This is a genomic window from Paraburkholderia hospita (assembly GCF_002902965.1).
GTDB classification, from domain to species: domain Bacteria; phylum Pseudomonadota; class Gammaproteobacteria; order Burkholderiales; family Burkholderiaceae; genus Paraburkholderia; species Paraburkholderia hospita.
The window spans coordinates 1,354,993-1,377,641 of the sequence record NZ_CP026107.1; the positions used below are offsets into that span (position 1 = coordinate 1,354,993).

18 protein-coding genes are annotated in these 22,649 nt (G+C 63.7%); 13 read left to right on the top strand and 5 right to left on the bottom strand.

All coding sequences use genetic code 11. The features are described from left to right. Nucleotides 1-10: 10 nt before the first annotated feature. The 3 genes from C2L64_RS39360 to C2L64_RS39370 form a co-directional block, all read right to left on the bottom strand. Nucleotides 11-1,336, bottom strand: a complete 1,326-nt coding sequence (locus tag C2L64_RS39360) for an MFS transporter (protein WP_007583919.1) — start codon at nucleotides 1,334-1,336, stop codon at nucleotides 11-13. A 154-nt stretch (nucleotides 1,337-1,490) separates the two neighbouring features. Then, a complete protein-coding gene (locus C2L64_RS39365; protein WP_039900761.1) occupies nucleotides 1,491-2,393 on the bottom strand; it encodes a LysR family transcriptional regulator in 903 nt (300 codons plus the stop codon). Nucleotides 2,394-2,481: 88 nt separating this feature from the next. Then, on the bottom strand, nucleotides 2,482-3,423 hold the full coding sequence (locus C2L64_RS39370) for a LysR family transcriptional regulator (RefSeq protein WP_007583917.1): 942 nt from the start codon (nucleotides 3,421-3,423) through the stop codon (nucleotides 2,482-2,484). A gap of 312 nt (nucleotides 3,424-3,735) precedes the next feature. On the opposite strand from C2L64_RS39370, the gene C2L64_RS39375 reads away from it, so the two are divergent. From C2L64_RS39375 to C2L64_RS39415, 9 genes are all read left to right on the top strand, one after another. Further along, nucleotides 3,736-5,241, top strand: coding sequence for a UbiD family decarboxylase (locus tag C2L64_RS39375; RefSeq protein WP_176133784.1), 1,506 nt, complete (start codon nucleotides 3,736-3,738; stop codon nucleotides 5,239-5,241). Beyond that, nucleotides 5,234-5,866 (top strand): UbiX family flavin prenyltransferase, encoded by a 633-nt coding sequence (locus tag C2L64_RS39380; protein ID WP_007583909.1) that lies wholly within the window; start codon nucleotides 5,234-5,236, stop codon nucleotides 5,864-5,866. The genes C2L64_RS39375 and C2L64_RS39380 overlap by 8 nt, the downstream gene beginning before the upstream one ends. Beyond that, nucleotides 5,863-8,901, top strand: coding sequence for a xanthine dehydrogenase family protein molybdopterin-binding subunit (locus tag C2L64_RS39385; RefSeq protein WP_007583907.1), 3,039 nt, complete (start codon nucleotides 5,863-5,865; stop codon nucleotides 8,899-8,901). Before C2L64_RS39380 ends, C2L64_RS39385 begins: the two co-directional genes overlap by 4 nt. Next, on the top strand, nucleotides 8,898-9,719 hold the full coding sequence (locus C2L64_RS39390; protein ID WP_007583899.1) for an FAD binding domain-containing protein: 822 nt from the start codon (nucleotides 8,898-8,900) through the stop codon (nucleotides 9,717-9,719). The genes C2L64_RS39385 and C2L64_RS39390 overlap by 4 nt, the downstream gene beginning before the upstream one ends. After that, nucleotides 9,716-10,252: a (2Fe-2S)-binding protein gene (locus C2L64_RS39395; RefSeq protein ID WP_007583897.1), complete on the top strand. Its 537-nt coding sequence runs from the start codon at nucleotides 9,716-9,718 to the stop codon at nucleotides 10,250-10,252. The genes C2L64_RS39390 and C2L64_RS39395 overlap by 4 nt, the downstream gene beginning before the upstream one ends. After that, nucleotides 10,245-11,846 carry an AMP-binding protein gene (locus C2L64_RS39400; RefSeq protein WP_007583894.1) on the top strand — a complete coding sequence of 534 codons (1,602 nt, stop codon included), beginning with the start codon at nucleotides 10,245-10,247 and terminating at the stop codon, nucleotides 11,844-11,846. Before C2L64_RS39395 ends, C2L64_RS39400 begins: the two co-directional genes overlap by 8 nt. Before the next feature lie 5 nt (nucleotides 11,847-11,851). Beyond that, nucleotides 11,852-12,658, top strand: coding sequence for an enoyl-CoA hydratase/isomerase family protein (locus tag C2L64_RS39405; protein ID WP_007583891.1), 807 nt, complete (start codon nucleotides 11,852-11,854; stop codon nucleotides 12,656-12,658). A 51-nt stretch (nucleotides 12,659-12,709) separates the two neighbouring features. After that, the gene (locus C2L64_RS39410) at nucleotides 12,710-14,440 is read left to right on the top strand and encodes a GMC family oxidoreductase (protein ID WP_007583889.1); all 1,731 of its coding nucleotides are present in this window, start codon (nucleotides 12,710-12,712) and stop codon (nucleotides 14,438-14,440) included. Between the two features lie 110 nt (nucleotides 14,441-14,550). Continuing rightward, on the top strand, nucleotides 14,551-15,927 hold the full coding sequence (locus C2L64_RS39415; RefSeq protein WP_007583887.1) for an MFS transporter: 1,377 nt from the start codon (nucleotides 14,551-14,553) through the stop codon (nucleotides 15,925-15,927). Nucleotides 15,928-15,933: 6 nt separating this feature from the next. Here C2L64_RS39415 and C2L64_RS39420 read toward each other — a convergent pair whose 3' ends face one another. Next, on the bottom strand, nucleotides 15,934-16,845 hold the full coding sequence (locus C2L64_RS39420; protein ID WP_007583886.1) for a LysR family transcriptional regulator: 912 nt from the start codon (nucleotides 16,843-16,845) through the stop codon (nucleotides 15,934-15,936). 9 nt (nucleotides 16,846-16,854) lie between these two features. Further along, nucleotides 16,855-17,859, bottom strand: a complete 1,005-nt coding sequence (locus C2L64_RS39425; protein ID WP_007583885.1) for a LacI family DNA-binding transcriptional regulator — start codon at nucleotides 17,857-17,859, stop codon at nucleotides 16,855-16,857. Nucleotides 17,860-18,134: 275 nt separating this feature from the next. On the opposite strand from C2L64_RS39425, the gene C2L64_RS39430 reads away from it, so the two are divergent. The 4 genes from C2L64_RS39430 (at nucleotide 18,135) to C2L64_RS39445 (ending at nucleotide 22,609) form a co-directional block, all read left to right on the top strand. Then, a complete protein-coding gene (locus C2L64_RS39430; RefSeq protein WP_007583884.1) occupies nucleotides 18,135-19,286 on the top strand; it encodes an ABC transporter ATP-binding protein in 1,152 nt (383 codons plus the stop codon). Between the two features lie 140 nt (nucleotides 19,287-19,426). Further along, nucleotides 19,427-20,710 carry an ABC transporter substrate-binding protein gene (locus tag C2L64_RS39435; protein WP_007583883.1) on the top strand — a complete coding sequence of 428 codons (1,284 nt, stop codon included), beginning with the start codon at nucleotides 19,427-19,429 and terminating at the stop codon, nucleotides 20,708-20,710. Between the two features lie 117 nt (nucleotides 20,711-20,827). Next, nucleotides 20,828-21,730, top strand: coding sequence for a carbohydrate ABC transporter permease (locus C2L64_RS39440; protein WP_090835113.1), 903 nt, complete (start codon nucleotides 20,828-20,830; stop codon nucleotides 21,728-21,730). A gap of 27 nt (nucleotides 21,731-21,757) precedes the next feature. Further along, nucleotides 21,758-22,609 carry a carbohydrate ABC transporter permease gene (locus C2L64_RS39445; RefSeq protein ID WP_007583881.1) on the top strand — a complete coding sequence of 284 codons (852 nt, stop codon included), beginning with the start codon at nucleotides 21,758-21,760 and terminating at the stop codon, nucleotides 22,607-22,609. The last annotated feature ends 40 nt before the right edge of the window (nucleotides 22,610-22,649 follow it).

Below are 22,649 nucleotides of genomic sequence, written 5' to 3' on the forward strand. Positions count from 1 at the left end.
ATAAACGCTATTAGCTGCCCGTGGCGGCATCGCCACCCGCCAGCGCCGAAGACGCGCCCTCCTCCGGCGGCGTGACACGCATGACGAGCGCGATGATCGTCGCGATCACGAGGAACGCCGCGATGGTCAGCAACGCCAGCGAGAAGTTGCCCGTCGCGCGGCGCACCAGTCCGATGCTCCACGGCCCCACGAGTCCGCCGAACTGCGCGATCGTGTTGATCAGCGCAATCGTTGCGGCGCCCGCCGCGCCTGTCCTGAACGACGACGCGAGGCTCCAGAACAGCGGATTGCCCGCGTAAATAAAGAGTCCCGTTACGCACAGCAACGCATAAGCGATCACGGGATTCGGCGCATAAGCACTGCCCGCGATGGCAATCGCGCTCGCGCCATACACGAATGCGAGGTGCTTCTTGCGGTCGCCGGAACGGTCGGAACTGCGGCTGATCAGGAACGTGCCCAGCACGCCTAGCAGCGGCGGCGCCGCAGAAAGAAAGCCGACTTCGATATTGCTCAGATGGCCGAGGCTCTTGACGATCTGCGGCAGCCACAGAAAGAGCCCATAAATGCCCACGAGCGCACAGCCGAACAGACACGCAAGACTCCACACGCGGATATCGCCTGCAACACGCAGAAACGAAACATGCGTATGGCCGCCGAGCGCTTCGCGTTCCGCAGCGAGCGTCGATTCGAGCCAGCGCTTCTCGTCGTCGCTGAGCCATGCAGCATCGGCGGGACGCTCGGTCATGATCCGCAGCGTCACGAGTCCGAGCAGCATCGCCGGGACGCCTTCGAGGATGAACATCCATTGCCAGCCATGCAGTCCGAGCACGCCGTTCGCGTAGGTCATCAGCGTCGTCGAGATCGGGCCACCGAGCACAGCGGAAAACGAGCCCGCAATGATGTACCCGCCAACAGCGCGCGCCCGGTAGCGTTCGGGAAACCACTTGGTCAGATAGACGGCGACGCCGGGCAGGAAGCCCGCTTCCATCACGCCCAGCAGAAAGCGCAGCACGTAGAAGCTGGTGTCGTTGAACACGAACGCCGTAGCGGCAGCCACCGCGCCCCACGTGAGCAGAATGCGCGCAATCCACCGGCGCGCGCCGACACGATGCAACAGCAGATTGCTCGGCACTTCGAGCAGCATGTATCCGACGAAGAAAATACTCCCCGCGAAGCCGAACACGGCAGGACTGAAGCCCATGTCGTTGTTCATATCGAGGGCTGCGAAGCCGATGTTGATGCGGTCGAGATAGTTGAAGAACATCATTGCGAAGAGCAAGGGCATCAAGCGCCCGTACACTTTTCGCATGGTTGCTGCTTCGTCGATACGAGTCATGCCGTCTCCTTCCTGAGCGCGCGACACTGCGGTCGCTTCATTCCAGTGGACTGAGCGATGTGGTTCAAACCACAACGTCAGCTACCTGTTCGATGGTAGGAATGCGCAGCCAGGAAGTCCAAGACGAGATGCTTATTCTTGTATAACGATCGTCTTATAGTGTGCCGTTGTCGGCGAGCGGTGGCGGAAGGCAGCGTAAGAATGCGAGCAGATGCGGCGACGTGTCGTCGTCGCGGTAGGTGGCGGCGAGGGTCGAACGCTGTGCGGAACCCGGGCCTTCCAGGTGGCGGTACACGACATCGGTACGCCCATGCCGCGCAACCGATTCCCCGACCACCGTCACGCCCAGCCCCGCCGCGACGAGCGCAATCGCAGTCTGTATTTCGTAAGCCTGATGCGCGATGAACGGCGTCACGCCCGCATCGCGATACAGCGACAGCACCGACCGCTTGTACTGCGCATTCTGATGCTTCGGATAGAGGATCAACGGCGTGTCGGCCAGTTCGGCGACTTTCACTTTCTTTCGTTTTGCAAGCGGATGATCGAGCGCCATCACGACGACAAGCTGCTCGCGCAGCAGCACGCGCGACGTGTAACCCGACATCGAAAGCGGCTGTCGTCCGATGCCGACGTGAATGCGCATGTCGCGCAGTGCATCGCTCTGTTCGTCAGTGAGCATTTCGTAGAGCTTCAGCTCGACCTGCGGAAACTCGCGGTGAAAGGCCTTCAGCGCAGGCGGCAGAATGCTGTACATCGCCGAACGCGTAAAGCCGACACTCAGCCAGCCGCGCCGGCCCATGCCGATTTCGGCCGCGCCGAGCGTCGCCTGTTCGAGCGAGCCGAGTATCTGTTTCGCCTCGGTGCACAGGTACTGTCCTGCTTCCGTGAGACGCAGCGGTCTGCGCGTGCGGTCGATCAGTTGCGTGCCGAGCCGCTCTTCCAATGCGCGGATCTGCTGGCTGAGCGCGGGTTGCGCAATATGCAGACGCTCTGCGGCGCGGCTGAAGTTCAGCTCTTCAGCGAGCGTCACGAAACATTGAAGCGCTCTGAGGTTCATCGGTCGAGTCGTTGCGTTGGATCGTTGGGCGTCGACATGATGACATGCTTCGCAGGTCGCGACGATCCACACCATCCCACGTTCGTGCTCAGCCAGCCGCTTCCTTCGACTCCACGGGCACCCCCGCATCCATCGCGCTCGACACCTGCCGCAATTCGTCCGCGATGATCGCAATCAACGCTTCCGCCGCCGCGCTGAGCGGCCGGCGCGGATGGCTCACGCGAACGATATGCCGCACGATACGCGGCGCGAGGATCGGGTACGCGCGCAGCGTCCCCTCACGCACCGCCCGTCCGACCACGATGCGCGGCAAAATCGTCGCAAAGCGCGTTTTCTCGACGAGCGCGACGATGGTTGACAGCACATCGATTTCGAAGCGCGGCGCGAGCATCACATCTTCATGTTGCGCTGCCGTATCGAGCACGCCACGCAGACCGTTGCGTTTGGTGGGCAACACGAGTTCCAGGTCGTGCAGCTGCGCGAGTTCGATCGAATGCGGCAGCTCCTGCCCATGCGCGACGCTGGTCGCGAGCACCATTTCCTCGTCAAGCAGCGGCTGCGAATCGAGCGACAGACGCGCACGCGGCTTGTTGATCAGCGCGGCATCGAGCTGACCGCCCGCCACCCAATCGATGAAGGTTGCGCTGTAGCCGTCCGCCACCGTCACTTCAACATGCGGATAACGGGCATGAAAACGCGACAGCGAATCCGCGAGCACGCTCTCTGTCACCGATGCGATCAGCCCAATCCCCACATGCCCCGTCACCACTTCGTCGCGTTGCACGAGTTGCTGCCGCGCGTGCGCGAGGTCGCGCATGATGGGCAGAAAGAGCCGGTACATCAGCCGCCCCGCGGCGGTCGGCGCCATGCCGTGCGCGCCCCGATCGAAAAGCTGCTGGTGCAACTCCTCCTCCAGCTTCGCGATCTGCATGCTGAGCGCGGGCTGCACGATGTTCAGCCGCTTGGCCGCGCGCGTGACCGAGCCGTCTTCGAACAACGCGATGAAATACTGGATTTGCTTGAGGTCCATGACTGGGATGATCCCGGAAGCGGGTTATCACGACGACTAATGGCGGCCATCCGTTTCATCAGGCCACAACCGAAAGCCCCGCTGGGCATGCCGTGGCAGATCCCCGGCGCACAAGGCCGCACGGGCGTGTGTATTGATATCGTGCTGTAAGGCGAACGTCATCGGGGCTAACACGGATATCAGCAACGATGATCCAAAGCATCAAAAATCAGTATTAGAACTTATACCGCCTTGTCGCTACGCTTGGCTCCATGTCCTCTCGATCCGATTCGCATCGAAAGCATCGAAGAGGCGGCAATGATGGAGACGCAGATGAACACTCGTGACGCCGCGACCCAGGGCGCCTTTTCCGCTACGCCGTTTTCGCAAGCCCGCACGTGGGCCGAGCCTTCGGGCGCGCTCACGCTGCGCGGCTGGCTCGCGCATCTTGCCCGCACCGGACGTCTCGCGACGATCGACCGGCCCGTCGCGCTCGAACACGAACTGGCCGCTGTCGCCAAGCGGCTCGACGGCACACAGGCTGCGTTCTTCACGCAACCAGGCGGACTGGACGTGCCCGTGGTGAGCGGCTTCATGTCGAAGCGCGCGTGGATCGCGGAAGCGATGGGCGTCGAGGAACACGCCTTGCTCACGCGCTTTCGCGATGCCGCCGACGCGCCGATCGCGTCCCAACTGGTCGCGCGCGGCGAGGCGGCCTGCCAGCAGATGGTTCATACAGATGCAATCGACCTGCACGCGCTGTTGCCGATCCCGACACACAGCGAGCACGATAACGGTCCCTACATCACGGCGGGACTCGTGATCGCGCGCAATCCGCGCACCGGTGTGCAGAACGTGTCGATCAATCGCATTCAGGTGCATGGCCGCGACCGCATGGCGATCCTGCTATTGCCGCGCCATCTTTATGCCTTCCAGAAAGCAGCCGAAGCAAACGGCGATGCGCTCGACGTCGCCATCGCCATCGGCGTCGATCCGCTGACGATGCTCGCATCGCAAGCCATCACGCCCATCGATCACGATGAACTGGAAATCGCCGGCGCATTGCAAGGCGCGCCGCTGCCCGTCGCGCAGTGCGTCACGAACGGCGTGCACGTGCCCGCGTTCGCGGAGATCGTGATCGAAGGACGGATTCTGCCGGACGTGCGCGAACCCGAAGGCCCGTTCGGCGAGTTTCCGAAGTACTACAGCGCGAAGGAAGCACGTGAAGTGATCGAGGTCACGGCCGTCACGCATCGGCGCGACCCGATCTTTCATACCATCGTGCCCGCAGAAATGGAGCACCTGCTGCTCGGCGGCATTCCGCGTGAAGCGACGCTGCTCGCGCATCTGCAACGCAGCCATCCGGGCGTGAAGGACGTGCATCTGTCGGTGGGTGGCGTGTGCCGCTATCACCTGTGGATCCAGTTCGACAAGAAGCGCGAAGGCGAAGCGAAGAACGTAATTCTCTGCGCGTTCGGCGCGCACTACGACATCAAGCAGGTGGTCGTCGTCGATACGGATGTGGACGTGCATGATCCCGCCGAAATCGAATGGGCGGTCGCGACGCGCTTCCAGGCCGATCGCGATCTCGTCGTGATCGAAGGCGCGCAAGGCTCGCCCCTCGACCCGTCGACGACCGTCGGCCAGCCCGACGATGCGCCGCCGCATCTGCAAGGCGTCAGCGCGAAGATGGGGCTCGACGCAACGCGGCCCGTCGTCTATCCCGCGTATGTGTTCACGCGCGTGCGGATTCCGGGCGAAGACACGGTCGATCTCGAGACCCTCGTCGCCGCGGATAACACCGCGTTCGACGCCTGGCTGGCCCGCCATCATGACTGAGCGCGCGAACCGCAAGCCACGCATCGTCGTCGGCATATCGGGCGCAAGCGGCGCGATGATCGGCGTGCGCCTGCTTGCCGCGCTGCGCCGGATCGGCACGCACGAAACGCATCTGATCGTGTCGGCGTCGGGCGCCATCACGGCAGCGCAGGAACTGGGCCTCACGCGCAGCGATCTCGACGGACTCGCGGATATCACCCACAACGTGCGCGACATCGGCGCAACCATCGCGAGCGGCTCGTTCGTCACGGAAGGCATGGTGATTGCGCCCTGCTCGATGAAAACGCTCGCGGGCGTCGCAAATGGCTTCGCGGACAACCTGTTGACGCGCGCTGCCGACGTGATGCTCAAGGAGCGCCGGCGCCTCGTGCTGGTTGCGCGCGAAACGCCGCTCAACCTCGCGCACTTGCGCAACATGACGCTGGCAACCGAAATGGGCGCCATCGTGATGCCGCCCGTGCCCGCTTTCTACGCGCATCCGAAGACAATCGAAGACGTGGTCGATCACACGGTTGGCCGCATTCTGGATCTGTTCGCCATCGAGCATCGCGAGATCGCAAAGCGCTGGAGCGGTCTTGCCGATGAATTCGCGAGCCGCCGCGACGACGATGGAGCCGACCGATGAACCAGCGCGATATGAACGTTGCCGAAGCGCCCGCGCAAGAGGCCTCCCAGGCACGCGCAGCGAAACATGTCGGCCGCCCGATGCAGCGGCTCGAAGACCCGGCGATCCTGACGGGCCGCGGCCGCTATGGCGATGACATCGGCGTAAAGCCGGGCACGCTGCACGCCGCCGTGCTGCGCTCGCCGCATGCGCACGCGGAACTCGTTTCGATCGATGCAAGCGGCGCAGAAAACCTGCCCGGCGTGCGCGCCGTGCTGACGCGCGACGATCTGCGCCCATGGTCACGTCCGTTCGTGGTCGGCGTGAAATCGCCGATGGAGCAATGGGCGCTCGCGATGGATCGCGTGCGCTACGTCGGCGAGCCGGTGGCCGTCGTGATGGCGGAATCGCGCGCGCTCGCCGAGGACGCACTCGACCTTATCAAGGTCGAATACACGCCGCTCGATCCCGTCACGTCGATCGAGCAATCGATGCGCGACGACGCACCCGTTCTGCATGAGCGCGTCGGCACCAACGTGATCAGCGACCGGCATTTTCGCTACGGCGAGCCGGAAACGGCATTCGAGCATGCTCCGCATCGCGTGAAGCTGGTCGCGCACTATCCGCGCAACTCGTGCGCGCCGATCGAATGCGGCGTCGTGATCGCCGAGTATCTGTCGGGCGATGAAGGCTACGACGTCACGTCGAATTTCATGGGTCCGTTCTCGCTGCATGCCGTGATGGCAATGGCGTTGAACGTGCCCGCGAACCGGTTGCGTCACAAGGCCCCGCGCGACTCGGGCGGCAGCTTCGGCGTGAAGCAGGCGGTATTCCCGTATGTGGTGCTGATGTGCCTCGCGTCGCGCAAGGCAGGCGCACCCGTGAAATGGGTCGAGGACCGGCTCGAACATCTGAGTGCGGCCACGTCCGCGACGGCGCGGCTTTCGACCATCGAGGCCGCTGTCGAAAGCGATGGACGCATCACCGCCCTCTCCTACGATCAGCTCGAAGATTGCGGCGGCTACGTGCGTGCGCCCGAGCCTGCCACCTTCTACCGGATGCACGGCTGCCTGACGGGCGCCTACGCGATCCCGAATCTGCTGGTACGCAACCGCGTCGTGCTGACAAACAAGACGCCGACGGGCCTCGTGCGCGGCTTCGGCGGGCCGCAGGTGTATTTCGCGCTCGAACGGCTGATCCAGCGCATTGCCATCGAGTTGAAGCTCGACGTGCTCGACGTCTATCGCCGAAATTTCGTACCTGCGGATGCGTTTCCGTATCGCGCGGCAGCGGGCGCATTGCTCGATTCAGGCAACTATCAGGAAGCGCTGCGGCGCGCGCTGTTGGATGGCGGCCATGCGGAACTAGTCGCGCGCCGCGATGCCGCACGCAAGCAGGGCCGGCTTTATGGCATCGGCTTCGCGGCGATCGTCGAGCCGTCGGTGTCGAACATGGGCTACATCACGACCGTGATGCCCGCCGAAGCGCGCAAGAAAGCCGGACCGAAAAACGGCGCGATCGCGAGTGCGACCGTGAGCGTCGATCTGCTAGGCGGCGTGAACGTGACGATCGCATCGACGCCCGCGGGGCAAGGACATATGACCGTGTGCGCGCAGGTCGTGGCCGACGTGCTCGGCCTCGATCCGAAGGACATCGTCGTCAATGTCGAGTTCGATACTCACAAGGACGCGTGGTCCGTCGCATCGGGCAATTACTCCAGCCGCTTTGCGGGTGCGGTAGCGGGTACCGTGCATCTCGCAGCGATGCGCGTGCGCGACAAGCTTGCGCGCATCCTCGCGAAGCAATTCGGCTGCGTGCCCGACGACGTGCGCTTCGAAGGCGCGCGCATTTATCCGAAGGGAGCTGAAGAGCGCGCACTGCCGTTCGGCCGGGCCGCGAGCAATGCACCGCATTGGGCGCCCGCGCTGCTGCCCGAAGGCGAAGAGCCGGGCTTGCGCGAGACCGTGTTCTGGTCGCCGCCGCATATGGACGCACCGGATGAGAACGACCGCATCAATACGTCGGCGGCCTACGGCTTTGCATTCGACATGTGCGGTATCGAACTGGACCGCGCGACAGGCCACGTACGCATCGACCGATATGTCACGGCACACGACGCAGGCACGCTGTTGAACCCCGCGCTCGCCGATGGCCAGATTCGCGGCGCGTTCGCACAGGGTCTCGGCGCGGCATTGCTCGAAGAGTTCCGCTATGGCGCGGACGGCAGCTTCCAGTCGGGCACGCTCGCCGATTATCTGATGCCGACCACCTGCGAAGTCCCCGACCCGCTGATCGTGCATCTGGAAACGCCCTCGCCGTTCACGCCGCTTGGCGCAAAAGGCTTGGGCGAAGGCAACAACATGAGCACGCCCGTGTGCATCGCCAACGCGGTTGCAGACGCGCTCGGCATCGACGATATCCGCTTGCCGCTCACGCCTTCAAAGGTGATGGCGCTGATCGGCATCGACGATCCGGAGCCTTCGCGGCCCGAGTATCGCGAAGCGCCCACGTCGAAGCCTGCAACGCCCGGCGGCGGACGCGCGCTCACGGCGCAAGGCACTGTCGATCTGCCCGCCACACCCGAAGCGATCTTTGCGGTGCTGCTCGATCCCGCTGCGCTCGCGAAGGTCATTCCCGGCTGCCACGCGCTCGAAGCGACGGGTCCGAACCAGTATCGCGCGGACGTGACGATCGGCGTCGGCATGATCAAGGCGCGTTTCGAGGCGCGTATCGGCTTGTCGGAGATCGATGCGCCGCATCGGCTGCGCCTTGCAGGCGCGGGCATCTCGCCGCTCGGCAGCGCGCGCGGCAATGGGCTGGTCGAACTCACGCCGACGGGCAACGGCACGCGCCTCACGTACGACTACGAAGCCCAGGTGTCGGGCAAGGTCGCGGCCGTCGGCGGACGCATGCTCGAAGGCGCGGCGAAGGTCGTGCTGCGGCAACTGTTCGAAGCGCTCGGACGGCAGGCTGCGGGCAAACCGCTCGCGACGGACGGTTCGTCGATTGCGCGGTTGTTCCGGCGTCTCTTCGCACGCTTCAGGAGGCACGCATGAAGCCCGCAGCCTTCGACTACGTACGCGCCATGACAACGCACGAAGCGCTCGACGTGCTCGCGCAAAGCGGCGAAGACGCGCGCGTGCTGGCGGGCGGTCAATCGCTGATGGCCGTGCTGAACATGCGGCTCGCGCAACCGCGCGTGCTCGTCGACATCTCGCGCACTGACGAACTGAACGCCGTGCGCGTGGATCGCGATGCGCGCCGTCTCGTCGTGAGCGCAGCGGCGACGCAAGGCAGCGTCGAATGGCGCGCGACGCTGCGTGACGAAGTGCCGTTGCTCGCGAAGGCCTTCCCGCACATCTCGCACTTTCAGATCCGCAATCGCGGCACTGTGTGCGGCTCGATCGCGCATGCGGACCCGAGCGCGGAATTGCCGCTCGTACTGACGGCCCTTGGCGGCGATGTGCTGCTGCGCTCGAAAAAGAAGCAACGCACCGTGTCGGCAAACGACTTCTTTCAGGGCATGTTGATGACCGCCCGCGAGCCGGACGAACTGGTCGAAGCAGTGCGCTTCCCGCTGAAGGAGCCGGGCGAGCGCTTTGGGTTCACGGAATGCTCGGCACGTCACGGCGACTTCGCAATGGTCGCGTGCGCCGCCGTCGTCACGGACGACGCGATACGGATCGCCGTGGGCGGCGTCGCGGACCGGCCGAAGGTCGAGTGCTGGCCACGTCTGCAAGGCGACGACCTGCGCGGTGCACTGAACGATTTGAGCTGGAAACTGGGCGCGCAGGACGATGCACATATCAGCGCGAAGTACCGCCGTCATCTGGTTCGCGAACTCGGATGGCGCGTGATCGAGGAGGCCAAGTGAGCAAATCCACACCGTACGTCATGCGGCACGGCGAACAGCACGCCGTCACGCTGACGCTCAATGGCCGCGAGCGCAGCGGCCATTGCGAAACCCGCGAGTTGTTGTCCGATTTTCTGCGTCATGAGCTCGGCGCGACGGGCACGCACGTCGGCTGCGAACATGGCGTGTGCGGTGCGTGCACCGTGCATGTCGATGGCGTCGCGGCCCGTTCGTGCCTGATGCTCGCGGTACAAGCCGACGGACGACGCGTCGATACCGTCGAAGGGCTCGCCCCCGCGCAGACGCTCGGCGATCTGCAACAGGCGTTCTCGCGGCATCACGCGTTGCAGTGCGGCTTCTGCACGGCGGGCATCCTGATGTCGTGCGCGGACTTTTTACAGCGTGTGCCTGATCCGACGGAAGAACAGGTGCGCGAGATGCTGTCGGGCCACATCTGCCGCTGTACGGGCTATACGCCGATCGTCGCCGCCGTGCTCGACTGCGCGGCGCAGCGCAGGGCGCAGTGCGCGGACACGGAGGCCGAACATGCTTGATCTCGGCCGCACGTTTCTGCAAAGCGTGGAGCGCAGCCCGAATGCGCTGGCGCTCGTCGACGGCGAGTTTCGCGTCACTTACGCGCAATGGCACGGGCTGATTCTGCAAGCGGCGCACGGTCTGCGCGAACTGGGTCTCGCGCATGGCGACCGTCTGCTCGTCGTGCTGCAAAACCGCTGGGAAATGGCGACGCTGCACTGGGCCTGCCAGTTCGCGGGCATCGTCATCGTGCCGCTCAACTGGCGCGCGAAGCCCGACGAACTCGACTATTGCGTGAGCGACGCGGGCGTGAAGGCGATCGTCTACGAACCCGTCAGCGCTGAAGCCGTGATGCAAAGCCCCGCCGCGCAGAAGGTGCCGCGCATCGCGCTAGATGATGCGCCGGGACGCACCGCATCGATCGACGTGCTGCTCGCAGTTCAAACGGGTCACGCACCCGAAAGCATCGAAACGACGCCGACGCACGCCTCTGCCGACGACTACTCGCTGATCCTTTACACATCCGGCACGACGGGCAAGGCCAAAGGCGTGCCGCGCCGACACCGGCACGAGCGCGCTGCAGCGCTCGCGCATGTGGCGCAGAACCTCTATCGGCATGGCGAGCGCACGCTCGGCGTGATGCCGCTCTATCACACGATGGGCGTGCGCTCGCTGCTTTCGATGGCGCTCGTCGATGGCTTGTTCGTCTGCGTGCGCCGCTGGAATGCGCGCCTCGCGCTCGATTCGATTGCGCAATACAAGCTCTCGTGCCTCTATCTCGTACCGACGCTTTATCACGATCTGCTCGCGGATCGCGCGTTTGGCGATATCGATACGTCATCCGTCACGAAGCTCGGTTTTGCAGGCGCGCCAATGAGCGATGGCTTGCTCAAGCGCCTGTCCGCTGCATTCGAGCCTGAACTGTTCGTCAACCACTACGGATCGTCCGAGGTCTACACGGTCAGCATCGACCAGCACGCGACGCTCAAGCCCGGCAGCGCCGGACGGGCGGGCATCAACACCCGCCTGCGCGTCGTGAAGCTCGACGCGCAGTCGCCGGACGATGTCGCCGCCGTGCGCGAAGAAGGCCAGATCATCGCGGACCTGCTCGGCGACGAAGCCTTCGAAGGCTACTGGGACCGGCCCGATGCGAACGCGAAGTCGCTGCGCAACGGCTGGTACTTCACGGGCGACACCGGCTTCTTCGACGAAGACGGCGATCTCTATGTCTCCGGCCGCGTCGACGACATGATCATCAGCGGCGGCGAGAACATCTCGCCTGTCGATATCGAATCGGTGCTGTCGCTGCATCCGTGCGTCGACGAAGTGGCCGTGGCGGGCGTGAAGGACGAACGCTGGGGACAGCGCGTCGTCGCTTTCGTCAAGCGGCGCGATTACGTGGACGGCGACACGCTCGACGCATGGTGCCGCGCGTCCGATCTCGTCAACTTCAAGCGTCCGCGCGACTACGTGTTTGTCGACGACATACCGAAGTCGCCGGTCGGCAAGATACTGCGCCGCAAGCTCCAGGCGGGCGAATACCTGCGCGACGAGCGCGGCCCGGCCGCATCGGTCGACGCTTTGCATCAACACATTGAAATCACGAAGGAGTGACACCCATGACCGACCTGACCCACCGCGGCCAGACGCTGCTTCAGGACCTCGACGGCTTCGACGTCGAAATCGACGCGCAACGCGAGCGCGCCGACGTCATCCTGGACCGTCCGCCGTTCAACGTGATTTCGATGCATGCGCGCGACCAGTTGCGCGCCACCTTCGAAGCACTCGACGAAGACGACCGCGTGCGTGTGATCGTCGTGCGCGCGAAGGGCGAGCATTTTTCCAGCGGCGGCGACATCAAGGGCTTTCTCGAAGCATCGCCGGAACGTGTGTCGAAACTCGCATGGAATGTCGCGGCGCCCACGCGCTGCTCGAAGCCGGTGATCGCGGCAAATCGCGGCTTCTGCTTCGGCGTGGGCTTCGAGCTGTCGCTCGCATGCGACTTCCGCATCGCCACCGACACGACCTTTTACGCGCTGCCCGAACAGAAGCTCGGTCAGATTCCCGGCTCGGGCGGTTCCGCGCGCTTGCAGCAGATGGTCGGCATCGGCCGGACGAAAGACATCGTGATGCGCTCACGCCGTATTCCCGGCAAGCAGGCGTATGACTGGGGCATCGTCGTCGAATGTGTCGCTGACGCCGAACTCGAAGCTGCCACGGATGCGCTCGTCGATGAGCTGCGCGCGTTCTCGCCGCTCGCGCAACGCACCGCGAAGAAGCTGCTCAACGATACGGAAGATGCGCCGCTGTCGATTGCGATCGAACTGGAAGGCCACTGCTATAGCCGCCTGCGTTCGTCCGACGATTTCCGCGAAGGCGTCGAAGCATTTCACGCGAAGCGCAAGCCCGTGTTTCGCGGGCAATAAACAGTAAGCGCGCGATAACAAAGCGCACGACAAAGGTTTGGGAGAACGTTCATGGAACGCTTCGATTACGTGATCGTCGGTGGTGGGTCGGCCGGGTGCGTGCTTGCGCACCGGCTGTCGGCCGTGCCGTCGCTGCGCGTCGCGTTGATCGAAGCGGGCGTGGACACGCCGCCGGGCGCCGTGCCCGGCGAGATTCTCGACAGCTATCCGATGCCCGTCTTCTGCGGCGACCGGTACATCTGGCCCGATCTGAAGGCGCAGGCGACGCGCGGCGCGGCGACGCGTGTCTACGAGCAGGGCAAGGTGATGGGCGGCGGGTCGAGCATCAACGTGCAGTCGGCCAATCGCGGCCTGCCGCGCGATTACGACGACTGGGCCGCGAACGGCGCAACGGGCTGGGCCTGGCGCGACGTGTTGCCCTACTTTCGCAAGCTCGAACGCGATGTGAATTTCCCGGGCGGCGACATGCACGGGCACGACGGCCCCGTGCCGATTCGCCGCATCATGCCCGAGGACTGGCCGCCGTTCTGCCATGCGTTTGCGAACGGACTGCGCGCTCAAGGCCTCGTGATGCTGCGCGATCAGAACGCCGAGTTCGACGATGGGTTTTTCCCCGGCGCGTTTTCGAACCTCGACGACAAGCGCGTGTCGACGGCAGTTGCTTATCTCGACGACGCGACGCGCAAGCGCGGCAATCTGCGCATCTTCGCGGAACTGCACGTCGAGCGCATCGTGATGGACGGCACGGTTGCGCGCGGCGTCATCGCGATGGCACACAACGGCGAACGCGTGCAGTTCGACGCAAACGAAGTCATTCTGTGCGCGGGCGCGTTGCAGTCGCCCGCGATGCTGTTGCGTGCGGGCATTGGATCGCGGGAGGACCTTGACGCGCTCGTCATCAAGTGTCGTGTCGATCTGCCGGGCGTGGGACGCAATCTGCAGGATCATCCGTCGCTGACGTTCTGTCATTTTCTTGCGCCGGGTTTTCGCATGCCTTTGTCGCGGCGGCGCGCCAGCATGGTGGCGGCGCGCCTGACTTCGGGCGTGGACGGCAGCGAAGCATCCGATCTCTATCTGTCGAGCGCTACTCGTGCCGCATGGCATGCGCTCGGCAACCGGCTCGGCCTGTTCTTTCTGTGGTGCAACCGGCCCTATTCGCGGGGCCGTGTGCAACTGGTCTCTCCCGATGCGTCCATTGCGCCTCGCGTCGAACTCAATCTGCTTGAAGACGCACGCGATCTCGAACGGCTCGCTGCCGGCGTGCGAATGCTTGCGCGCGTGGTCGATGCTTCGGGCCTCGGTCACGATGCGCGCGACTTCTTTCCTGCCGCGTTTTCGCCGCGCGTGAAAGCGTTGAGCCGTGTCGGGAGAGGCAATGCGATGCTGACCTCGATACTCGGCACGCTGCTCGATACGCCGGCGCCTTTGCGGCGCGCGTTGATCGAACGTTTCTTCACGCGCGGCAAGCGCATGTCCGCTTTACTCGCCGACGAACACGCGCTTGCGGACTTCATCCGCGCGAATGTGTTCGGTGTGTGGCATGCGAGCGGCACATGCCGAATGGGGGACGCGAACCAGCCCGACAGCGTGACCGATACGCAAGGCCGCGTGCATGGCGCACAAGGGCTGCGTGTGGTCGACGCATCGCTGATGCCGCGATTGCCATCGGCGAACACGAATATTCCGACCATCATGATCGCCGAGAAGATTGCGGATGCAATGGTCAAGCATCGACATGCGACGGGCGCGACGCACGCAGCGCCACTCGTTTCAACGCCTTAGCGAATTCAACCGACGGTTTCATTAACGCCAATCAGAGCACGCAATCGACAGGTGCCACTTTCACCGGACTGATACAGAGACAGGACGGTGACCATTCAAGGAGATGAATGATGTCCGTAGCAGCGCAAAACGGCGCCGCCGTGCCGGCTATCGACCAGCGGCAGGTCATGGGCGCAGTGTTCGCATCATGTCTGGGCTGGGCTCTCGATCTGTTCGATCTGTTCGTGCTGTTGTACGTGGCGCCCGTCGTCGGGCGTCTGTTCTTCCCTTCCGATCATGCGATGCTGTCGCTCGCAGGCGTCTATGCGTCGTTCGCGGTCACGCTGCTGATGCGCCCGCTCGGCTCCGCGCTGTTCGGCTCTTACGCCGACCGTCACGGACGCAAGGGTGCGATGATCGTTGCCGTGGTCGGCGTCGGCATATCGACGGCGGCTTTCGGCCTGCTGCCAACCGTGCATACAGTCGGACTGGTCGCGCCCGTGCTGTTTCTGATTCTGCGGCTCGTGCAGGGCGTGTTCGTCGGCGGCGTGGTCGCATCGACGCATACCATCGGCACCGAATCCGTCGCGCCGAAATATCGCGGCGCCGTGTCGGGGCTGATTGGCGGTGGCGGCGCGGGCATGGGCGCGCTGCTCGCTTCGCTGACGTTCCTGCTGATGTCGTCGCTGTTTCCGGGCGAACTGTTCGACGTGTGGGGCTGGCGCTGCATGTTCTTCACGGGGATCATCAGCTCGGTGCTCGGCCTCTTCGTGTTCAACAGCCTCGAAGAGTCGCCGCTATGGCGCAAACTGGCCGCGGAAAAAGCGGCGAAAGCCGCGGCGCAGAAGCGCGATGCAGCCGTCGAGATCGTGCGTTCGCCGCTGAAAACGCTGTTCTCGCGCGACTATCGGTCGATCCTGTTCGTCAACCTGCTGCTGACCATCGGCGGCGGCAGCGGCTACTACCTGACCTCGGGTTATCTACCGACGTTCCTCAAGATCGTAAGCCACGCGCCCAACGGTGCGGCCGCTGCGATCCTGATGATTTGTAGCATCGCTGTCGTGATCGCATCGGTGGCGGCGGGACATCTGAGCACATTCATCGGCCGCAAGACGGCGTTCATATGGATCGGGCTGATTCGCCTCGTCGCGCTGCCGGGCATCTTTCTGCTGCTGCCAACGGCCACGGACATCGTGACACTCGGCCTATACGCAGTCGTACTCAGCGCGCTGGGCAGCGCCGGTTACGCGCCGATCCTGATCTTCCTCAACGAGCGCTTCCCGACGGCGATCCGCGCGACGGGCACGGGTCTGTCATGGAACATCGGCTTTGCGATTGGCGGCATGATGCCGACCTTCGTCTCGCTGGTCGCGAAGGAAACGAGCCAGTTGCCCGTCACACTCGCGATCTTCGTCGGCGCGATTAGCGTGATCTTCCTGATTGGCGCGTTCATCGTGCCGGAGACGCGTGGCCGACTCGATCAGCCCGCTTCGCGCAACGTGAACTGAGCGGTCTCACTCGTCCGCCGCGCTCTTCGTGACGCGGCGGATTTCTTCCGCGATGATGTCGATGAGCGCTTGCGCAGCGGGCCCGATCGGACGCTTCGGATGCGAGACCTGAACGATGTGCCGCAGGATTGACGGCGTCGTAATGCGGTGCGCGCGCAGTGTGCCTTCGTCCACTTTGCGCTGCACGACCACACGCGGCAAGATCGTGGCGACGCTGCTCTGCTCGACGAATTGCACGATGGTGCTCAGCAGATCGATTTCGAAGGTGGGCTTGATGACGATATTCGCGGCCATCAACGCGGCGTCGAGCGCGCCGCGCAAGCCGTTGCGGCGTGTCGGCAGCACCAGTTCAACGGCGGGCGGTTGTGACAGGTCGATCGTTTCCGGCAACGTGGCAACGCACTTCATGCCCGTCACGTACACCATCTCTTCGACCAGCAGCGGCTGCATGTCGAGCGTGAGCCGGCCGCGCGGCTTGTTGATGATCGCAGCATCGAGGCGCCCTGCTTCGACGCCGTCGATCAACTGCGCGCTGAAGCCATCGGCCACCGACACCTCGACCTGAGGAAACAGCGCATTGAATTTCGCGAGCGATTCGGCGAGCACGCTTTCCGTTTCCGAGGCGACCATGCCGAGCGACACGCGGCCCGTGACGATCACATCCTGACGGCTCAACTGCACGCGCGCGTGCTCGATGTCGCGCATGATCGGCGTGTAGAGGCGATACATCTGCCGCGCGGCGTCGGTGGGCGTCATGCCGTGCGGTCCGCGTTCGAAGAGCGCCTGCCCCAGTTCCGCCTCGATCTTCGAAATCTGCATGCTGAGCGCCGGCTGGACGATATTCAGGCGCTTCGCCGCGCGCGTCACCGAGCCGTCTTCGAAGAGTGCGATGAAGTACTGGATTTGTTTTAGGTCCATGCGGCCATTCTACGTTGACTGCCTTCTCACCAACGTCGGCAAAGGCGCAATCACAGCAGGCGGCTGCCCCTCACCACGCGGCTCATGAATCAACCGGATCAGCAATTCAATCGACGCCTGCGCAATCGCTTCCGTATTGATCGCCACCGTCGTCAGCGAGGGCCGCACCTGATGCGCCAGCTGAATGTCCGTGATGCCGATCACGGACACATCGTCGGGTACTTTACGGCCTAGCGTCGCCAGCGCCTGCAATGCACCGATCGCAAGCAGATCATTGGTCGCAAACAGCGCGCTGAGATGCGGCTCGCGCTCCATCAATTCCACGCACGCCGCAAAGCCCGCATCGATCGTATCCGGAATTTGCAGCACGGCGGCATCGTCCGGTTCCAGACCGGCTTCGCGCATCACCTCGCGAAAGCCCGTCGCGCGCGCATCCTGCAGGCCGCCGCAACCGTCGCCGACCAGCATGCCGATATCGCGATGCCCCAGCTCCAGCAGATGCCGCGCCGCGAGCGCGCCCGCATGCGCGAAATCGACGGCCACGCACGGCAGCGCGGGCAACTGCTCAGGATGCTCCCACAGGCTCAACACGATCGGCGCGCCAACGGCTGCGGACTCGCACAGTTCGTTGATCGCGATATCCGTGTTGAGCACCAGCACGCCTTCCGCCAGCGTGCCCGCAATCTGCGTCAGGTACGCACGGCCGATTTCGGCATCGTCGTCCGTGTTGCAGACCATCAGGAAGTAACCGCCGCGCCGCGCCGCGCGTTCGGCCGCCAGCACGAACTCGGGATAAAACGGATTCGCGATGCTCGACAGCATCAGCGCCAGCGTCGGCGAGCGCCCTTCCGCCAACGCGCGCGCGTTCAGGTTCGGCCGGTAACCCAGTTCGCGGATAGCACGCTTCACGCGCTCAGCGGTTTCGGGTCGTACCTTGTCCGGATTGCGCAACACGTTCGAAACGGTCGCCGCCGTGACCTGCGCGCGTCGCGCGACGTCGGTTAATGTCGCCATGCCAGAAAGATTAGGAAAGATCCCATATTTAGAGACTGCGAATCAGATGTTGCGCATCTACCGCAGGCTTTGATAACTTTGCTCGAAAGGATATTGCAACCAGTTGCATGGGACCCGAGTAAGCGCTAAAGCGCTAACTCTGGTCGACAGGAGACAAACAAACATGATCGCGCTTTCGAGCACACCCGAATTTAAACGCTTAAATCCATGCCGCGCAAGCCTCTGCGCGATTTTTTTCAACGCGAATTTAAGCGTTTAAATCCAGGGAAAACACTATGTCCGCGATCTCCCTGACCAACATCCAGAAGACGTTTGGCGCGAATGCGCCCGTCATCCGCGATCTCAACCTCGACATTGGTGCGCACGAGTTCTGTGTGTTCCTCGGACCGTCCGGTTGCGGCAAGTCGACGTTGCTGCGCATCGTCGCCGGCCTGGAAGATCAGACCGACGGCGACGTGACGATCGGCGGCCGGTCGATGAACGGCGTCCCCGCCGCCGAGCGCGGCGTGGCGATGGTGTTCCAGAGCTACGCCCTCTTCCCGCACATGTCGGTCTACGAAAACATGGCGTTCGGCCTGAAGCTCGCAAAAACGCCGAAGGCCGAAGTCGACCGGAAGGTGCGCGAAGCGGCGCGCGTGCTGCAACTCGATACGCTGCTCGAACGCAAGCCGCGCGAACTGTCGGGCGGCCAGCGCCAGCGCGTCGCGATCGGCCGCGCGATCGTGCGCGAGCCGGGCGTGTTTCTGTTCGACGAACCGCTGTCCAATCTCGACGCGGCGCTGCGCGGCCAGACGCGCATCGAAATCGCGCGGCTGCATCAGCGCTTCGCGCAGGCGAGCGTCGTCTACGTGACACACGATCAGATCGAAGCGATGACACTCGCCGACAAGATCGTGCTGCTGCACGCGGGCGCGGATACACAGCGCTTCGGCAGCATCGCGCAGATCGGCGCGCCGCTCGAGCTTTATCATCGGCCGCGCTCGCGGTTTGTTGCGGGTTTCATCGGCTCGCCGCGCATGAATTTCCTCGACGGCGAAGTGGACGCGATTGCGCACGACGGCGTGCACGTCAGGCTCAAACGAAGCGATACGACATTGCGCGTGCAGGTCGACGGCGCGCGTCTCACGCGTGGCCAGCCTGTCACGGTCGGCATTCGTCCCGAGCACATCCGTCTCGACGGCGACGCGCAAACGCTCGCGGTCAAATCTCTGATCACGGAACAGCTTGGCGAGCACAGCTACGTGCATGTGGAATGCTCGGACGGCACGCTGATCGCGAAGGCGCCCGGCGATGTGTCGATTCGCAACGGCGAGCCTCTGGCGTTGCGTGTGCCCGCCGACGCATGCCATCTGTTCGATGAAGAAGGCATGGCACTGGCGCGCACGGTCGAGACAGAAGCGCAAGCCGTCGCGCTGCACCTGTCGTAAAAGCAGCTTCGCAACGACGCGAACCGCGCCTGCCGGGTTCGCCGATCTCAACAGCCGGCCATAGAGCCGGCGCGGTAGGCAAGAAGACCGCTGTCCGCGTCGAGCGGCCGGCCAACAACGCAGTTCCAGGAGACACCACGATGATCAACAAGCACCTGAGCCGCATTGCCGGGCTCGCCTCTTTCAACACGCGCTCCGTGACGGCTGCGCTCGCTGTCTCGGCGGCGCTGCTGTCGGGCTTCGTCGCGGATGCCGACGCCGGTCAGCTGAACGTGAACGTGTCGGCGCGCGGCAACCAGCGCTCGACATGGCAGGACGCGTTCGACAAGTTCAAGAAGGCCAATCCCGATGTCGATCTGAAGATCACCTACATCACCGAAGAAGCGTACAAGGTGCAGATGGGCGGCTGGCTCGCGACCGATCCGCCCGATGTCGTGTCGTGGCACGACGGCGAGCGCATGGCCTACTACGCGAAGCGCGGCCTGCTCGAAGACCTGTCCGGCGACTGGTCGAAGAACGGCTGGAGCCAGCAGTACGCGTCGGTCAAGGAAGCATCGACGTATAACGGCAAGCAGTATGCGGCGCCCCTCGGCTATGACGCATACGGTTTCTTCTATCGCAAGGATCTGTTCGAGAAGGCAGGGATCAAGAGCGAGCCGAAGACGTGGGAAGAATTCCTCGACGCCTGCAAGAAGCTCAAGGCAAGCGGTGTCGCCCCCATCGCCGTCGCCGCGCGCGACAGCTGGACGCTTGCCGCATGGTTCGATTATCTCGACCTGCGCATCAACGGCAACGCGTTTCACCAGAAGCTGATGGCAGGCGAAGTGCCGTACACCGATCCGCGTGTGAAGAAGGTCTACACGACGTGGAAGACCTTGATGGACGACCACTACTACATCGACAACGCGCTGTCGTACGACCTCGATTCGATCGGCCCGTTCCTCGCAAACGGCAAGGCCGCGATGATGCTGATGGGCACGTTCTTCTCAGCGGGCATTCCGTCGAGCGTCAAGGATCAGATCGGCTTCATGCGTTTCCCGGTGATCGATCCGAAGGTGCCGATGGCGGAGGACGGTCCCGTCAACGTGCTGCTGGTTCCCGCCAAGGCCAAGAACAAGGCCGACGCGCGGCGTCTGCTCGCGTTCATGGAAACGCCTGAAATCAACGCGGATCTCGCGCGCGGCTGGGGCCAGTTGCCGTCGAACAGCAAGGCGACGGAGCCGGAAGATCCCATTTCGAAGGTCGGCTTCCAGACGCTCGCCAGCACGACGGGCGGCATTGCGCAGTTCTACGACCGCGACATGACGAAGGAAATGGCCGACGAAGGCATGAAGGCCATGCAGCAGTTCTATAACGATCCGTCGCAGATCGACTCGCTGCTCGCCCGTCTCGAAGCGACGCGCAAGCGCATCTATCACAAGTGATGTCCTGAAGGCGGCCGTACTGAACGCGGCCGCCTGCCGGGCGCATCGCAATCGATGCGCCCACGAATCACCTGCCGCTCGCCGCAACGGGCGAACCGCATCGAACGAGGTTTCGTCATGTCCACGTCTATCGCTCGCCTGCCTTCGGCGCGCAGCCGCCGCACGTCCAGGTCCGGGCGCGCGCGCAATCGCGCGGCGTTCTTCTTTCTGCTGCCGGGCTGCGCATTGTTCGCGTTGTGCGTGATCTATCCGATCTTCAGCAGCATCGCGCTCAGTTTCTACAACTGGGACGGCATGACGGAAAAGACCTTCATCGGCCTTGCGAACTACGCCGAGCTGTTTCAGGCCGACACGTTCTACGTCGCCCTGAAGAACAACCTGATCTGGCTCGTGTTCTTCCTGCTTGCGCCGCCGTTGGGCCTGCTGTTCGCGCTGTACCTGAACCAGCAGGTGAAGGGCATGCGCGTCGTGAAGTCGCTGTTCTTTGCGCCGTTCGTGTTGTCGGGCGTGGTCGTCGGTCTCGTGTTCAGCTGGTTCTATGACCCGACCTTCGGCCTGCTCAAGGTGATTGTCGGTCACGGCTTTCCCGTGCTCGGCGATGCGCACACCGTGACGTTCGGCATCGTGTTCGCCGCGCTCTGGCCGCAAACGCCTTACTGCATGGTGCTGTATCTGACGGGCCTCACGTCGATCAACCCCGAAGTGGTGGAAGCCGCGCGCATGGAAGGTGCGAAGGGCTGGCGTCTGTTGTGGCACGTGATCCTGCCGCAACTGCGCCCGGCCACCTTCATGGCCGTGGTGCTCACGGTGATCGGCGCATTGCGCAGCTTCGACCTGATTGCGGTGATGAGTGGCGGCGGTCCGTTCGACAGTTCCACGGTGCTCGCCTATTACATGTACGACCAGGCCATCAAGTATTACCGCGAAGGCTATTCGGCGGCCATAGCCGTCGTGCTGTTCGCGATCATGCTCGTCTACATCGTGTTCCATCTGCGCCGGATGCTGCGCGAAGAACGCTGATTCACGTATCGCGCAAGGAGAACTCTCATGTATCCGCTTCCCGTCGAACGCTGGAAACCCTGGAATCGCGCGATCTACAAGGCTTCGCTGCCGCTCGCGCTGCTCGTGTGGCTGCTGCCGATGCTCGCTGTGCTCGTCACGTCGATCCGCTCGTCCGACGAACTTTCGCAAGGCGATTACTGGACGTTTCCCAAGCACTTCGCGTTGCTCGACAACTACGGCGCCGCGCTCACGCAAACGCCGATGCTGCATTACTTCGCCAATAGCGTGCTGATTACGGTGCCGTCCGTGCTTGGTGCGATCCTGCTGGCGTCGATGGCGGGCTTCGCGCTCGCGACGTATCGCTTTCGCGGCAACATCGTCGTGCTGTTCACGTTCGTTGCCGGCAACTTCGTGCCCGTGCAGATCCTGATGATCCCCGTGCGCGACATGGCGTTGAAAGTCGGACTGTTCAATACCGTATGGGCGCTGATCATTTTTCATATCGCGTTTCAGACGGGCTTCTGCACGCTCTTTCTGCGCAACTTCATCAAGCAGTTGCCGTTCGAGCTGATCGAGGCGGCGCGCGTCGAAGGCGCGAGCGAATGGACGATCTACGCACGCATCGTTCTGCCGCTGATCCGCCCTGCACTCGCGGCGCTCGGCATTCTCGTCTTCACGTTCGTCTGGAACGACTATTTCTGGGCGCTGTGCCTCACGCAAGGCGACGACGCCGCGCCTATCACGGTCGGCGTCGCCGCGCTCAAGGGGCAATGGACGACCGCGTGGAATCTCGTCGCGGCCGGTTCGGTGCTGGCCGCGCTGCCTTCCGTGCTGATGTTCTTCCTGATGCAAAAGCACTTCGTGGCGGGACTGACATTCGGCGCAAGCAAAGGCTGACGCGCAAGGCCGACCGCACACTACTGATCTCTGGAGAAAT